This window comes from Streptomyces sp. NPDC030840 (assembly GCF_055572015.1).
Genome location: NZ_JBVIEE010000001.1, coordinates 257531 through 272195 on the forward strand (window position 1 = coordinate 257531; position 14665 = coordinate 272195).

A 14665-nucleotide genomic window follows, 5' to 3' on the forward strand; every position below is an offset into this window, starting at 1 on the left:
ACCGCGGCAGACGCAGCCGTACGGGAGGGGCCCGTACGCGTGTCGTCCCGGCATGGGCGCCGGGCGAAGGAGGGGTTCGCGATGAACGAGACGACGCTGTGCGTGGTGGGGAACGTGGCCACCCAGCCGGTGTGCAAGGAGACGGCCACGGGCACGTCGGCCCGGTTCCGGCTGGCGGTGACGTCGCGGTACCTGGACCGGGAGAGGAACGAGTGGACGGACGGCCACACCAACTTCTTCACGGTGTGGGCCAGGCGGACACTCGCGGCCAACGTGGCCTCGTCCGTGTCGCTGGGCGATCCGGTCGTCGTCCAGGGCCGGCTGAGGGTGCGGACCGAACGTACGGAGCAGGGGGAGAGCCGTACCTGGGCGGACATCGACGCGGTGGCGATCGGGCATGATCTCGCGCGCGGTACGTCGGCGTTCCGCCGCGCATCGAGGGGAGAGACGGGGGCGCCGGCCCCGGCGCCCGCCCAGCCCGAGCCCAACTGGGAGACACCGCCCGCGAGTCGCCCGGCCGCCGTGACCCAAGTACAGCCGGAGCCCGCGGGGGTGACCTGACGTCAGCCGGGAAAGGACCGACCTGACCGGACTGTGGCTTATCGCGCCAATCGGTGACTGCGTTACGAACAGTCCGTTAGAAAAAATGGATAAGCGCAGCTCAAAGACTGTGTGCGCGATAACGATTCCGAGTCGGATCGGTTATCCGATGAGCTGACAGTCAGGAGCGGGTGCGCCACGTCCCTAGGATGCCGGGATAGCTCACGGGGCTGATGATGCTGATGTGGGACCCACCCCCCACATGCCAACGGGTCCTGCTCGAAGGGGAATTCTGTGTTTTCTGTGTTCTCTGCGTTGTCCGCTCGCAGGCGAACAGGCAGGCGGCCAGGGGCCGCTCGTCTCGCTGCCGCGGCACTGACGTCCGGGCTCGTCGTGGCGGGTGTGCTCACCACCGCGGGCACGGCCGTCGCCGAGGACACTCCGCAGGGCCCCGGCGGCGCGACCGCGACGATGACCGGCCTGAAGACCTACGGGACCGCCGTGATCCGCGAGGACGGCGGGGACCAGCAGGTCCCCGCGGGGCTGTTCGAGATGTCCGTCGAGGACGGCGGAATGCTGCAGACCTACGGTGTCGACCTGCTCAACCCGACACAGCGGGACGCCAGGTACCACGAGACCTCGTGGAGCGGCACGTCGCTGGAGGGCAACAAGGACGCGGGCAGGATCCGCTGGATCCTCCAGAACTCCTACCCTCAGGTCAACGATCTCGCGGCGCTCGCCGGGAAGGCAGGAGCGGCCGGCCTCACCGAACAGGACGCCGCGGCCGGCACGCAGGTCGCCATCTGGCGCTACTCGGACGGTGCCGACGTGGAGGCTGTCGACCCCCAGGCGGAGAAGCTCGCGGACTACCTCCAGAAGAGCGCGCGGAACCTGGCGGAGCCCGAAGCCTCACTGACCCTCGACCCGTCGGCGGGCTCCGGCCGCACCGGCGAGAAGCTCGGCCCGGTCACGGTGCGCACCAACGCCGACTCGGTGACGGTCACGCCGCCCGCGGCGGCGACGGCGGACGGGGTGAAGGTCGTCGACGAGAACGGCAAGGTCGTGACCTCCGCGGCCAACGGCAGCCGGCTGTACTTCGACGTCCCCGAGAAGGCCGCGGCGGGCTCGGCCGAACTGACCCTGCAGGCCTCCACCACCGTGCCCGTCGGCCGAGCCTTCACCTCCGAGACCCGCAGCCAGACGCAGATCCTCGCGGGCTCCAGCGAGTCGACGGTCTCCGCCGTGGCGCGTGCGCACTGGGCGGGGAAGGGCCCGATACCCGCGCTGTCCGCCCAGAAGAACTGCGCCGCCGGGGGCGTCGACATCAGGGCGGCCAACGAGGGGGACGAGCCCTTCACCTTCGAGCTCATGGGCATCAGGCACACGATCGACGCCGGTACGACCGAGACGGTGACGGTCCCGCTGCAGGAGGACCAGCCGTACGACTTCACGATCAGAGGGCCCAACGGTTTCGAGCAGCAGATCAAGGGCGTGCTCGACTGCGCGACCGAGACCGAGGCGGCCGCGTTCGGCGACTCGGTTCAGACACTCAGCGAGCCGAGCCCCGCGACTGCGGGCGCCGCGTCGGCCACGGGCACCGACCTCGCAGAGACGGGCAGCTCCGACGCGACCCTGCTGATCGCGGGCGTGGCGATCGTCCTGGTCGTGGTCGGCGGCGCGATGCTCCTGGTCCGCCAGAAGAGGGCGCCCACGCAGGAGTGAGGACAACCTCACACGGTCGAGGGACGCCCGAGCAGGACTGGCGGCCAGGGCTGATGACCGGGCCTGATGGACAGGTGATGATCGCGGCTGATGAGCAGGACTGATCCTTGGCAACTCAACAGTGAGTGACCGCGCGGTGACCCACGCGAGCAAGCGGCCCCGGTACGCCTCCCAGGCGCCCGGGGCCGCGTCGTTCGCCCGGAGCGAGCGCTCCCGGGGCCTCCACCATTCGGTTTCCGTCGAGGGCTGGCCGTGCGGCAAGATGGGTGGTACTGCCCACTGCCAGATTTCAAGCTGCCGGACGGTTTCTCTTGGCTGAGTACATCTACACCATGCGCAAGACGCGCAAGGCGCACGGCGACAAGGTGATCCTTGACGACGTCTCGCTGAACTTCCTGCCCGGCGCGAAGATCGGTGTGGTCGGTCCGAACGGCGCCGGTAAGTCGACCGTCCTCAAGATCATGGCTGGTCTCGAGCAGCCCTCGAACGGTGACGCGTTCCTCTCGCCCGGTTACAGCGTCGGCATCCTGCTGCAGGAGCCCCCGCTGAACGAGGAGAAGACCGTCCTGGAGAACGTCCAGGAGGGTGTCGCCGAGATCAAGGGCAAGCTCGACCGGTTCAACGAGATCGCCGAGCAGATGGCGACCGAGTACACCGACGCGCTGATGGAGGAGATGGGCAAGCTCCAGGAAGACCTTGACCACGCCAACGCGTGGGACCTGGACTCCCAGCTGGAGCAGGCCATGGACGCCCTGGGCTGCCCGCCCGGCGACTGGCCCGTCACCACCCTCTCCGGTGGTGAGAAGCGCCGCGTCGCGCTCTGCAAGCTCCTGCTGGAGCAGCCCGACCTGCTGCTCCTCGACGAGCCCACCAACCACCTCGACGCGGAGTCCGTGAACTGGCTGGAGCAGCACCTGGCCAAGTACGCGGGCACCGTCGTGGCCATCACCCACGACCGGTACTTCCTGGACAACGTCGCCGAGTGGATCCTGGAGCTCGACCGGGGCCGCGCCTACCCGTACGAGGGCAACTACTCCACGTACCTGGAGACCAAGCAGACTCGCCTGAAGGTCGAGGGCCAGAAGGACGCCAAGCGCGCCAAGCGCCTCAAGGAGGAGCTGGAGTGGGTCCGCTCCAACGCCAAGGGGCGGCAGGCCAAGTCCAAGGCGCGTCTGGCCCGCTACGAGGAGATGGCGGCCGAGGCCGAGAAGATGCGGAAGCTGGACTTCGAGGAGATCCAGATCCCGCCGGGGCCGCGCCTGGGCAACGTCGTCGTCGAGGTGAACAACCTCAACAAGGCCTTCGGTGAGAAGGTCCTGATCGACGACCTGTCGTTCACCCTCCCGCGCAACGGCATCGTGGGCGTGATCGGCCCGAACGGTGCGGGCAAGACCACCCTGTTCAAGATGATCCAGGGCCTGGAGAAGCCGGACTCCGGCACGATCAAGGTCGGCGAGACCGTCAAGATCTCCTACGTCGACCAGAGTCGCGAGAACATCGACCCCAAGAAGACGCTGTGGGCGGTCGTCTCCGACGAGCTGGACTACATCAACGTCGGCCAGGTGGAGATGCCCTCGCGCGCGTACGTCTCCGCGTTCGGCTTCAAGGGCCCGGACCAGCAGAAGCCGGCCGGGGTCCTCTCCGGCGGTGAGCGCAACCGTCTGAACCTGGCGCTGACGCTGAAGCAGGGCGGCAACCTGCTGCTCCTCGACGAGCCGACCAACGACCTCGACGTGGAGACCCTGTCCTCCCTGGAGAACGCGCTGCTGGAGTTCCCCGGCTGCGCCGTGGTGGTCTCCCACGACCGCTGGTTCCTGGACCGCGTGGCGACGCACATCCTCGCCTACGAGGGCGAATCCAAGTGGTTCTGGTTCGAGGGCAACTTCGAGTCGTACGAGAAGAACAAGATCGAGCGGCTCGGCCCGGACGCGGCCCGTCCACACCGTGCCACCTACAAGAAGCTGACCCGGGGCTGATCTTGCGGCACATCTACCGCTGCCCGCTGCGCTGGGCGGACATGGACGCGTACGGCCACGTCAACAACGTGGTCTTCCTCCGCTACCTGGAGGAGGCCCGTATCGACTTCCTGTTCCGCCCGGAGAAGGACTTCAAGCAGGGGTCCGTGGTGGCACGCCATGAGATCGACTACAAGCGGCAGCTGGTCCACCGGCACACGCCGGTGGACATCGAGCTGTGGGTCACGGAGATAAGGGCGGCGTCGTTCACGCTGACCTACGAGGTCAAGGACCCGGACCAGGTCTACGTCCGGGCCTCGACGGTGATAGTGCCGTTCGACTTCGAGGCGCAGCGGCCGCGACGGATCACCCTGGAGGAGCGGGAGTTCCTCCAGGAGTACATGGACGACGAGGACGAGGCCGTCGCGGCATGACGGCGCTTCACCTCGCCGACGACGGGGAGGCGGCGGACCTCGCCGCCTTCCTCGGACGGCTGGTCCACTACGACCGGGCGGCGGCGGTGCGCCTGAAGGGCACCGGGACGACACTCGCGGTGTTCGGGCGACCGCCGTCGTTCGAGGTCCTCGCGATCCGGGCGGTGCGGCTCGCGAAGCCGTACGAGAGCGGACTCGACGTCACGCTCGACGTGACCGTCTCCGCGGGTGAACTCCTGGAAGGCATCGACGAGTCGGCGGCCACCGCGGTGGTGCCGGCCGCGGTCACCGGCCCGCCCTGGGCGGGGGTGCTCCCCCCGCGCGGCGGCTGGCGGGCGGAGCCGGGGCTGCCGGCACCGGACGCGGTACGGGCGATGGTGGCCGCCGCGGTGGCCGAGTTCCGGTCCCGCACCCAGGAGCTGGGCCCGGAGCGGCGGACGCGGGCCGAGCTCGACCGGATCGGGCGGGAGATCTGGTCCCGGCCGATCGGCGACACCGGCCTTCCGGTACGGGTCGCGCACGCGGCGCAGTCGCTCGGCTTCCTGCGCCCCGCACGGACGGCCGAGCGGCCCGGTGAGGAGCCGTTGAAGCTGTTCTCGTCCGGCGCGTGGCTCAGGTTGCGCACACCGTACGGGTCGATCGCCGTGCGCAGGGCGGGACTCGGGGCGCTGGACGTCACCGTGCGCTGACCGCCGGGTGCCCGTGTGCTCGGCTCAGGTTCTCCCGTGGCCGTCTCGGGGCTCGCTGTCGTCTCGGGGCTCGCTGTCGTCCGGCCACACGCCGATGTGGTCCCGCTCCAGTTCCAGGGCGACGCGGTCGCGCATCCCGAGGGCCTCGGTGTACTCGGCGGGGAGCTGGAGCCGGCCGGCCCGGTCGAGCGTGGCGTACTCGCGGGCGACGACCGCTTCCTGCCCTGTGGCCGCGTCGATCTCGGTGCGGCGCAGGACCTCCGTCGAGGTGCGGCCGTCGCGGATGGCGACCGTGCGGCGGACCTCGCCCGCCACGGCCTGGTCGTGGGTGACGATCACGATGGTCGTGCCCAGGTGTTCGTTCGCGGTGCGGAAGGCGGCGAAGATCTGTTCGCCGGTGTGGGAGTCGAGTTCGCCGGTGGGTTCGTCGGCCAGCAGCACCTTCGGGTCGCACGCCAGCGCGACCGCGATCGCCACACGCTGCTGCTGTCCGCCCGACATCTCATGGGGGCGGCGGTCGCGGCAGTCGGCGACCTCCAGCAGTTCCAGGAGCTCCAGAGCGCGTTCGGACCGGGCTCGGCGGCGGGTGCGGGAGCCGCTCAACTGCAGCGGCAGCGCCACGTTCTGGGCGGCCGTCAGATAGGGCAGGAGGTTGCGGGACGTCTGCTGCCAGACGAAGCCGACGATCTCGCGCCGGTAGCGGAGGCGGTCCTTGGCGGTCATCGTCAGCAGGTCGCGCCCGGCGACGCGGGCCGCTCCGGCGGTGGGGGTGTCGAGCCCGGCCAGGATGTTCATCAACGTCGACTTGCCGCTGCCGGACGCGCCCACCAGGGCGATCAGCTCACCCTCGCGGACGAGGAGGTCGAGGCCCTGCAGCGCCTGCACCTCCACGCCGTCCGTGGAGAAGATCCGGACCAGTCGGTCACAGGTGATCAGGGCGTCGTGGCCATAGGCGGGGCGGTCGCGCCGGGCGGCCGCGCGGTGGGCGAGGTCGGCGAAGGTGGGGCCCGTGGTGGTCATGGGGCGTCTCCCTCAGCGGTCATGGGGCGGCTCGACTCTCTCAGCGGTCATGGGGAGGCACGACCCCCTCAGCGGTCATGGGGCGGCTCGACTCTCTCGGCGGTCCTTGAGCGGCTCCGGCGGTGGTGGCCCGGGGGCTCTCGTGCTCGGCGGTCAGGGGGCGCGTGGCCGTCATCGGGGGTCGCCCGCTCTCAGCTCCCTGACCGAATTCCGTCTGCCGGTCCACCACGCCTGCGCCGCCGCGACGCCTGTCGTCAGGGTCACGACGGCGAGGGCCGGGAGCAGCAGGGACCACGGGTCCGTGCGCAGGTGGGCGCCGGCGGGCGTGGAGTCGGCGGCCGTCGCGAGGGCGACTGCCGTCAGGTCGATGCCGGGGGAGAGGAGACCGACGACGGCCCAGCCCGTGAGGGTGCCGCCCAGCGCGGCCAGCAGGGCTTGCGGCAGGGACTCCAGGATCAGCAGCCGGCGGCCCTGGGCGCGGGTGAGGCCCATGGTGCGCAGGCGGGCCAGGAGAGCCGTGCGTTCGGGGGCGGAGCGGATCAGGGTCAGCAGCAGGGCCAGGCTCGCGTAACCGGCGCCCGCCGCCACCGCCACCGTGTAGACGCGTTCGGCGCCGGACTGGAGCGGCGAGTCGACGTAGCGTGCCCGGGCCTCCGACCGCAGGTGGACGTCGGCACTCTTGCCGGCCAGTTCGCGCAGCGCCGCACCGTTCACGTGGGGGCCGGTCACCAGCAGCGTGGTCGGGCGTGCGACCGAGTCGGTGGACTCGGCGGGGCGGGGGAGTGCGGAGCGGTCGACCACCAGGAAGTCCGCGCCCGGAGCGGCCGGAGTGGTCTCGCGCACCACGGTGACCCGGAGGGTGACGAGGTTGCCGTCCCCCAGCCGTACGGAGAAGGCCCGGTCGCCGAAGCGCTCGGCGAGGGACGGGGACGCGAGAGCGGGCAGGACGTCCGACCGGGGCGAACCCGAGGGCTTCAGCGCGGCCGCGGGGAACGCGCCGAGAGCGGTGCGGCGGGCGAGCGACGCGTACGAGCCCGGGTCGACGCCGGCCAGCGTCACCGGTTCCGCACCGTCGTCCGGGGTCACGTCGTACGCGAGGTTCACCGGGCTGACCTCCCGCACTCCGGGGCTCCGGCGGACCTGGCCCGGCAGCGCGGCGGGCAGTGCCCGCGGTGAGTCGACGCGGGCGTCCGCGCCGGTCGCGGACAGCGCCGCACGGTCGCGCACGTCGGCGATGCCCGCGAGGACGGACCCGCCGAAGGTGGCGGTGGTCAGGGCGGTCAGCAGGGCCAGCAGCGGGAGCACCGCCGAGACCGACGTGCGGCCGGCTCGGGCCAGCGACAGGTACCCGACCGCACCCCGCAGCCGCCCGACACGGCGCGCCAGCCGGCGCAGCGGCAGCGGATACAGCCGCACCAGCACCAGCGCGGCGATGATCCCCACCAACACGGGAGCCAGGGACACCAGCTGATCGCCCGAAGCGCCCGGAGAACCCACAGCACCTGAGCCGCCCGAAGTTCCGGTGAGCCCCGAGCCGGCGGACCCGGACCCGTCCGTCCCGCTCCGCCGCAGCGCCACGACCGCGCCCAGCGCGAGGACCACCAGCGTGACTTCGGCGACCGTACGGCGCCGTGAGGGACGTACGGATGTCAGGTCCTCGCGCGCGCCGTGGACCCGTACGACCGCGTGGCGGGCAGCGGCGCGCAGCGGCAGTACGGCACAGGCGAGGAGTGTGACGGTCGCGGCCGCGGCCACCGCGTGCGTGCTGCGCGCGGTGGGCAGAGCGAGGAGGGCGGCCATGAGGCCGACCGCGCCCGCGGGGACCGCAACCACCGCCGTCTCGGCCAGCAGCCGTCCCGTGACGCCGCGCTGGGAGCCGCCGCGGGCCCGCAGCAGGGCGAGTTCGGTACGGCGGCGGTCCGCGGCGAGGCCGCCCGCCATCAGCAGCACCACCGCCGCGACGGTCCCGGTGCCGTAGGCGGCGACGGACACGAGTGGGGCGATGCCGTCGCGCAGGCGCTGGTGGGAGAGGAACACCTCGTCCAGGCCGGTGTTCGCGTCGGTCCCCGGGTCGGTGGTGGCCTGGCGTGCCTTCAGCAGTCCGGGCCCCGACAGGAGCGAGGCGAGCGACGAGGAGAGGCCCGGCAGGTCGCGGGCGTGCAACGAGTCGGTGGAGGGGGCGAGTTGCCAGTAGCGCTCGGGTCCCCCCTCCGTCGCCAGCAGGGCGGGTGCCGCGTCCGGGGGCAGGAGCAGGGCGCCCAGCCAGTACGTGTTGGCACCCGGGGGCGCGTCGGGCTTCCGCATCAGGGAAGGGGTGCGCAGCAGGGGTTGCGTCGACCAGTACGCGCCCTCGGGCTCGCGCGGGGTGACGGTGCCGGTGACACGCACCGTCAGGGGGTCCCGCATGGGACGGACGAAGTGGATCAGCGAACCCACCTTGATCCGCAGGCGTTCGGCGGTCTCGGTGGTGACCGCGGCTTCCACAGCGTCGCTGCGGGCGGTGACGGTTCCGGTGGCGCGCGGCAGGCGCCCCGCGCGCAGCCGGGCGTGGTCGGCGAGGCCGTTCTGCGCGACGAGTGACATCTGCGCGGGCATCCCGCTGGGCTGCGGCAGCCAACGGTCCAGTACCTCCGCGGGCTTGGTGGTGCGCACGCCGTACGACGACTGGCCACGGTCGATCACCAGGGGCCGCTCGACGGCGGACAGCACCCGTGCGTAGTGCTCACGCATGGTGTCCGCCCGAAGGACCGACTCCCGCTCCTGCGGCGGGATCTCGGTCATGGACTGCGGTGCGTAGAACTGTACGGTCGTCCGCTCGGCGGGGGCCCCGGTGACGGCACTGCGCAGCCCCGCGTCCTGGTACCGGTCCACCGCGCGCGGGAAGGCCGCGGCCAGACAGGCGGTGAACGCCACCAGCAGGGCCAGCGCGCAGGCCGCTCCGGGTGCGGCCCGCAACCGGGTCCGCACCCAGGGCGCCACCACCGAAGGCCGCCTGCGCACCCGTCACTCACCCCCCTGGCGCCGCAGCGTGCCGGCCGCGTCGGGGCGCCGTGCCGCCAGGACGGCCGTGACCACGAGCGGGGTCGCCGTCACCGCGGCCAGCAGGAGGATCACGGGGGAGACGGGCAGTTCCACCAGGACCCCGGGCAGCGGGCGGGTCGCTTGCGGAGTGAGGACGATCAAGGGGATCACCGCCCGGGTCAGGACGGTGCCGAGGGCGACGCCGACCGTCAGGGCCAGGGCCACCAGGACGCCCTGTTCGACGGCGATGAGACGCGCCAGTTGCCGGCGGGGGGTGCCCAGCGCGCGCAGAACCGCGAACTCGTCGGTCCGCTCGCGCAGGGACCCCGCCGTGCTCACCGCGAAACCGACCGCGGCCAGCGCGCCCGCGACCACGGCCGCCGCGGCGAACGCGGCTTCCGGACCCGCCCCGAACGGGTCGTCCCGCAGCCGATCCGCGATCTCGTCCCGTACGACGACCTGCGCGGGGTCGACATCGGGACGTGCCCGCACCTTTGCGGCCACCGGCCCGGCCGCGCCCGGCGCCGTCCGCAGCCACCACTCGGTGGGCTCGGCGATGTCCCCGTCCCGGGCGTCCAGCACGCGGTTCACGGACCGCAGATCGACCAGGAGCGCCCCGCCGTCGCTGTCGTCGTCCCCCTCGGTCGTCGGCAGTGCCCGTACGCTCCGCACGATCCGTACCGGCACTTTCGCGTTCCCGAAGGCGACGTCCATCCGCTGCCCGGTCCCCGAGAGCCCCGCCGAGGCGAGGAACCGGTCGGTGGCGATGCCCGTCACCTCGGACGCCGGCGGCTGCGTCACCTGGAGGCGGACCGTGAACGTCTCGGGCACGAAGGAGAATTCGCGGGGCACGTAGCCGGTGCCGTAGCGCACCGTGAGGGTCCCAGGTGGTGACTCCTCGACGCGCGGGGCCGTCGGCAGAGTGGAGTCGTCCGGTGAGGGCTCCAGGCTGTCGGAACGTGAGGTGACGGTCCAGGAGGCGGGCAGCGGCAGCGGTGCTTCCGGTCCTTCGGCGGGTACGGCGCTCACCTTCTCCAGGGACAGGCGGTGTTGTCCGGCGCTGCCGACCGGCTGCTCCATGGTCAGCCGCACGCCGGTCAGCGCCAGGGGCTCGGCCGCCCGGCCCGTCGGGGCCCCCGTCGCGCGGGCGAGGTCCACGGTGAGGACATGGAGCCGTCCGTCGGCGGCCAGCGTGCCGGCGGGGAGCCGGTACGGCACGCCGTGGCGGTCCTCCACCGTGGCCGTCACGTCCGCCGTGGTGCTCTCGCCGCCCCCGTTCGGGTCCGCCGCGTCGCCGCTCCGGTCGCCGCGGATCCGCAGGGCCAGGCGGAGCTCGGTCGAGCCCGCGGGCAGCCGCGCGCCCGCCGTCCTCCCTTTCGGCGGGAGGCTCGCCAGCAGAGGCCGTACCTGCTCGTCGGCCAGGTCAGGCCGCAGCAGCAGTCCGCCGGCCGCGGAGGACGTGTCCAGGGCCAGGACGGTCGCCGTCCGGTCGCCGGACAGCGGCAGGGTCGTACGGACGGCGGGAGCGGAGGCCCGCACGCCGTCGACGGCCGCGAAGCGCCCGGAGCCGCCGAGGCCGCTCGTGCTGCCCGCGACGACACGGACGTCCGTACCGGCCCGGAAATCCGCCTGATCGTGCTGCGAGCGGGTCCAGGACGCGCCCTCGCCGATCGCGAGCATTCCCAGGGCGACCGTGAGGACGAGGAGCAGCACGGCGCCGGCACCGCGGGACGGGCGGCGGCTGAACTGCCAGCCGGCCAGGGCACCCGGCAGCCCCCGGCCGGCCGCCGCGCGGCGCTCGGCGAGCCGGGCCACGAGCGGCAACAGCCGCAGGGTGAGGACGGTGCCGGCGAGCAGGGCGAGGGCGGGGGCCGTGACCAGCAACGGGTCGATGCCGAGGGCGCCCGTGCCGTCGCCGGTGCCGCGGCGGTCCAACTGCCAGTACGCGACCCCGGCGACGAGCAGCAGGGCGACGTCGGCCCCCGCGCGCACCGGGGCGGGCAGGGCGCGGGCCCGCCGCACCGTGAAGGCACCGGAGGTCAGCGCCGGAGCCGTCACCGCCAGCGCACACCCCAGCGCCACCGCCGCCGCGACCAGCCACACCTGCCCGCCTCCGCCGGAGGAGTCAAGGCGCAGCCCGATCCGTGCCAGCGCTCCCTGTTCGGCGAGCAGCCGTGTCAACGGCCCGGCGAGCAGCGGCGCGCAGACCGCTGCGGGCACCGCGAGCAGCAGCGCCTCCAGGGCGGCGAGCCCCGCGATCCGGCGGGGCGAGCCGCCGCGCGCCCTGAGCAGCCGGGTCTCGCCCACCCGTTCGGCGCTCAGCAACCGGGCCACCAGGAACAGCGCGTACGCCGAGAGGATGCCGAGCAGCAGCGCGACGATCAGCAGGGTGGAGCGGGAGACGAGGAGGGAGCGTTCGATGTCGTCCAGGACCTCGGGCAGGGAGGTCGTCGTGGCCGTGGTGCCGCTCAGCGCGCCCGACTTGCGCAGCGCGGCCGTACCGTCACGGGCCGCCTGCCGCAGCGCGCCGATCCGGTCCGTCGTCAGCGTGGAGAAGTCCGCGGAGGCGAGCCAGGCGGACTCACCGCCGGTCACCCGGTCGCCGGCGAGCACGGACGGGTCGGTGAGCAGGGGACCGTACGTCGTGAAGGAGAGCTTGTGGACACCACGGCCGGCGAGGTCGTCCACCTGCCAGTACGGGGCGGTGATCCGCTCGGGCTCGTACAGGCCGGTGATCAGGACGCGCACGTCGGGGCCGCGGAAGCGGTCGGTGAGGGTGAGGCGGGCGCCCGGCTTCAGGCCGAGCGGCTCGGCGGCGGTCCGCGGCAGGGCCACCTCGATGCGGCTGCCGCCTCCGCCTCCTCCCACGCGCGGCAGGCGTCCGTCGGTGACGCGGACCTGGGTGCGGTCCAGGGCCGCGAAGTGGGTGAGATCGGGGTTGCCCGACCGTGCGGCGGGCGGCTGGAGCGAGCGCGGGAGGGCGTACGGGCCGGACCGCTGAAGCGTGCGCACGGTCACCGGCATGCCGTCGAAGATCCGCCGGGCGCCCTCCCGTACGGCACGGTCGGCGGCCGCGCGCCGGTTCGCGGACGGGGCGTCCGCCTTGACGATCAGGGCGGTGGCGACGGCGTTCTCAGGGGCGGCGAGGGAGTGGCGCAGGGCCGCGTCGCCGATCGCGCCCGAGTACGCGGTGAGGGTCGCGGGCACCGTCGTGGTCAGCAGAACGGAGAGCAGCGCGGCGGCGAGCAGCAGTCGATGCGCCCGCGCGCGCAGTAACACGAACCCCGTCACCCGGCCCCCCGGCAGCCGCCCCCGCCTCCGTGGTCACCGGAGGTGTCGGGGTGATGTTGTCAGACGGCGGGGACCGCGGGTAAGCGCTTGTGAGCCGGACTTGATCGGATCGTGACCGGAATCCGGTGCCGTGTGACCGGAATGCGCCCGTCCAGCGCGTGGAGCGCGTCCAACGCGTCGAGTGCGTCCAGTGCGTCGAGCGCGCCCAACGCGTCGGGTGCGTCCAGCGCGCCGGGAAGAGAAACCGGGCTCAGCCCGCGTGGCCCACCATGCCTCAGCCCGCGGTGTTCACCATCGAAGCCGCCGCGTACGTGAGGTAGTTCCACAGGGTGCGCTCGTGCTCCTCGGAGAGGCCGAGCTCGTCGACGGCGACCCGCATGTGCTTCAGCCAGGCGTCGTGCGCGGCCCGGTCGACGGTGAACGGGGCGTGGCGCATCCGCAGACGGGGGTGTCCGCGGTTGTCGCTGTACGTGGTGGGGCCGCCCCAGTACTGGATGAGGAACAGCGTCAGGCGCTCCTCGGCCGGACCCAGGTCCTCCTCCGGGTACATGGGCCGCAGCAGTGGGTCCTCGGCGACGCCCTCGTAGAAGCGGCGCACGAGCCGCCGGAAGGTCTCCTCGCCGCCGACCTGCTCGTAGAAGGTCTGCTCCTGAAGCGTGCCGCGCCGAATCTCTTTCACGCACCCATGGTCTCAGACGGGGTGACGGAGGACTCAAGGCCTAGGACCGCGGACAAAGACCTGGAGGCGGTGACAAAAGCCGCGTTCCGGATAGCCCTGCCGAGGTGCTCGCCTCGGCGCCGATCACGCAGCACAGTGGATATATGGGCACACATACGCTCGATCGGGACCTGGACGACCTCGCCGCGGAGGCCAGGGCGGCCTTGGTGCGCGAGATCGGTGCGAGCGGGGCCTGGGACGCCGACCCGGTGTGGCGGGAGGCGTTCGGGGCTGTCCCCCGCCATCTCTTCGTGCCGTACTACTACGTGGGCGGTCCGGCCACGCCCGCCGCGAGGGCCGGGAGCCCGGGTGGCAACGGGTACGAGCGGCTCTGGGGCGAGGAGCGCGATCCGAGACGGCGTGAGCGCTGGCTGCGCGGCGCGTACACCGACGTCCCGCTCGCCACCCGCCTGCGCGACGGGGAGTTGATCTCCTCCAGCAGCCAACCCTCGCTGATGGCGAACATGCTGAGCGAGCTGGAGGTGGAGGACGGCAACCGCGTCCTGGAGATCGGCGCCGGCACCGGCTACAACGCGGCCCTGCTCGCGTACCGCCTCGGGGACGATCTCGTCACCACGGTCGATCTGGACCCCGACATCACCGAGGGGGCGCGTAGGCATCTGGCCGCTGCCGGGTACCACCCGACCGTCGTGACGGGCGACGGCGCGCGCGGGGTGCCCGAACGCGCCCCGTACGACCGGATCATCGCCACCTGCACACTGGCCTCGATTCCGCGCGCCTGGCTCGCCCAGTGCGCACCCGGCGCCCGCATCCTCACGCCCCTGGCCACGGGCCTGGTCCGGCTGCGGGTCCGGGACGCCGGGCACGCCGAGGGACGCTTCCTGCGCACACCCGCCTACTTCGTGCCGTTGCGCGGCGACGGGGGAGGGCGCGAGCGGATGCGTCCCCATGTGAGCGGGCTGCCGCGCCGGGCCAGGGACCACGAACTCTTCCGGTTCCTGGTGGCGCTGACGGCAGGCAGTCTGGATCCGCACGAGGCGCTCGCGCTGTGGGACCAGGAGGGGCAACCGGAGCGCGACCGGTTCGGGATCACGGTCACCGCCGACCGGGAATGGGCCTGGCTGGACGACCCGGAGGGGCCGTACGCCTGGCCCCTCCCGTGAGTCGTCCGGTCGGCCCGTGAGTCGTCCGGTCGGCCCGTGAGTCGTCCGGCCGGTCCGTGAGTCGTCCGGCCGGTCCGTGAGTCGTCCGGCCGGTCCGTGAGTCGTCCGGCCGGTCCGTGAGTCGTCCGGCCGGTCCGTGAGTCGTCCGGCC

Annotated in this window: 10 protein-coding genes; 6 read left to right on the forward strand and 4 right to left on the reverse strand. The window is 72.7% G+C overall.

Features of this window, described 5'->3' with window-relative positions; genetic code table 11:
• Window positions 1–81 precede the first annotated feature (81 nt).
• From ACZ49J_RS01080 to ACZ49J_RS01100, 5 genes are all read left to right on the forward strand, one after another.
• The gene (locus ACZ49J_RS01080) at window positions 82–561 is read left to right on the forward strand and encodes a single-stranded DNA-binding protein (protein ID WP_467457278.1); all 480 of its coding nucleotides are present in this window, start codon (window positions 82–84) and stop codon (window positions 559–561) included.
• Window positions 562–834: 273 nt separating this feature from the next.
• Window positions 835–2262 carry a TQXA domain-containing protein gene (locus ACZ49J_RS01085; RefSeq protein ID WP_467457276.1) on the forward strand — a complete coding sequence of 476 codons (1428 nt, stop codon included), beginning with the start codon at window positions 835–837 and terminating at the stop codon, window positions 2260–2262.
• A gap of 311 nt (window positions 2263–2573) precedes the next feature.
• Window positions 2574–4238: an energy-dependent translational throttle protein EttA gene (gene ettA, locus ACZ49J_RS01090; RefSeq protein WP_467457275.1), complete on the forward strand. Its 1665-nt coding sequence runs from the start codon at window positions 2574–2576 to the stop codon at window positions 4236–4238.
• A gap of 2 nt (window positions 4239–4240) precedes the next feature.
• Window positions 4241–4651 (forward strand): acyl-CoA thioesterase, encoded by a 411-nt coding sequence (locus ACZ49J_RS01095; RefSeq protein ID WP_467457273.1) that lies wholly within the window; start codon window positions 4241–4243, stop codon window positions 4649–4651.
• Window positions 4648–5340: a DUF8185 domain-containing protein gene (locus tag ACZ49J_RS01100; protein ID WP_467457272.1), complete on the forward strand. Its 693-nt coding sequence runs from the start codon at window positions 4648–4650 to the stop codon at window positions 5338–5340. The genes ACZ49J_RS01095 and ACZ49J_RS01100 overlap by 4 nt, the downstream gene beginning before the upstream one ends.
• A gap of 24 nt (window positions 5341–5364) precedes the next feature.
• Here ACZ49J_RS01100 and ACZ49J_RS01105 read toward each other — a convergent pair whose 3' ends face one another.
• From ACZ49J_RS01105 to ACZ49J_RS01120, 4 genes are all read right to left on the reverse strand, one after another.
• Window positions 5365–6360: an ABC transporter ATP-binding protein gene (locus tag ACZ49J_RS01105; RefSeq protein WP_467457271.1), complete on the reverse strand. Its 996-nt coding sequence runs from the start codon at window positions 6358–6360 to the stop codon at window positions 5365–5367.
• Window positions 6361–6531: 171 nt separating this feature from the next.
• On the reverse strand, window positions 6532–9360 hold the full coding sequence (locus tag ACZ49J_RS01110; RefSeq protein WP_467457270.1) for an FtsX-like permease family protein: 2829 nt from the start codon (window positions 9358–9360) through the stop codon (window positions 6532–6534).
• A gap of 3 nt (window positions 9361–9363) precedes the next feature.
• Window positions 9364–12672 (reverse strand): FtsX-like permease family protein, encoded by a 3309-nt coding sequence (locus ACZ49J_RS01115; protein WP_467457269.1) that lies wholly within the window; start codon window positions 12670–12672, stop codon window positions 9364–9366.
• A 274-nt stretch (window positions 12673–12946) separates the two neighbouring features.
• Window positions 12947–13351, reverse strand: a complete 405-nt coding sequence (locus tag ACZ49J_RS01120) for a globin (RefSeq protein ID WP_467457268.1) — start codon at window positions 13349–13351, stop codon at window positions 12947–12949.
• 143 nt (window positions 13352–13494) lie between these two features.
• On the opposite strand from ACZ49J_RS01120, the gene ACZ49J_RS01125 reads away from it, so the two are divergent.
• The gene (locus tag ACZ49J_RS01125) at window positions 13495–14514 is read left to right on the forward strand and encodes a methyltransferase domain-containing protein (RefSeq protein ID WP_467457266.1); all 1020 of its coding nucleotides are present in this window, start codon (window positions 13495–13497) and stop codon (window positions 14512–14514) included.
• The last annotated feature ends 151 nt before the right edge of the window (window positions 14515–14665 follow it).

Coding starts and splice junctions, on each gene's coding strand:
- ACZ49J_RS01105 (WP_467457271.1), bottom strand. CDS start 6,360: ATGACCACCACGGGCCCCACCTTCGCCGACCTCGCCCACCGCGCGGCC.
- ACZ49J_RS01125 (WP_467457266.1), top strand. CDS start 13,495: ATGGGCACACATACGCTCGATCGGGACCTGGACGACCTCGCCGCGGAG.
- ACZ49J_RS01080 (WP_467457278.1), top strand. CDS start 82: ATGAACGAGACGACGCTGTGCGTGGTGGGGAACGTGGCCACCCAGCCG.
- ACZ49J_RS01100 (WP_467457272.1), top strand. CDS start 4,648: ATGACGGCGCTTCACCTCGCCGACGACGGGGAGGCGGCGGACCTCGCC.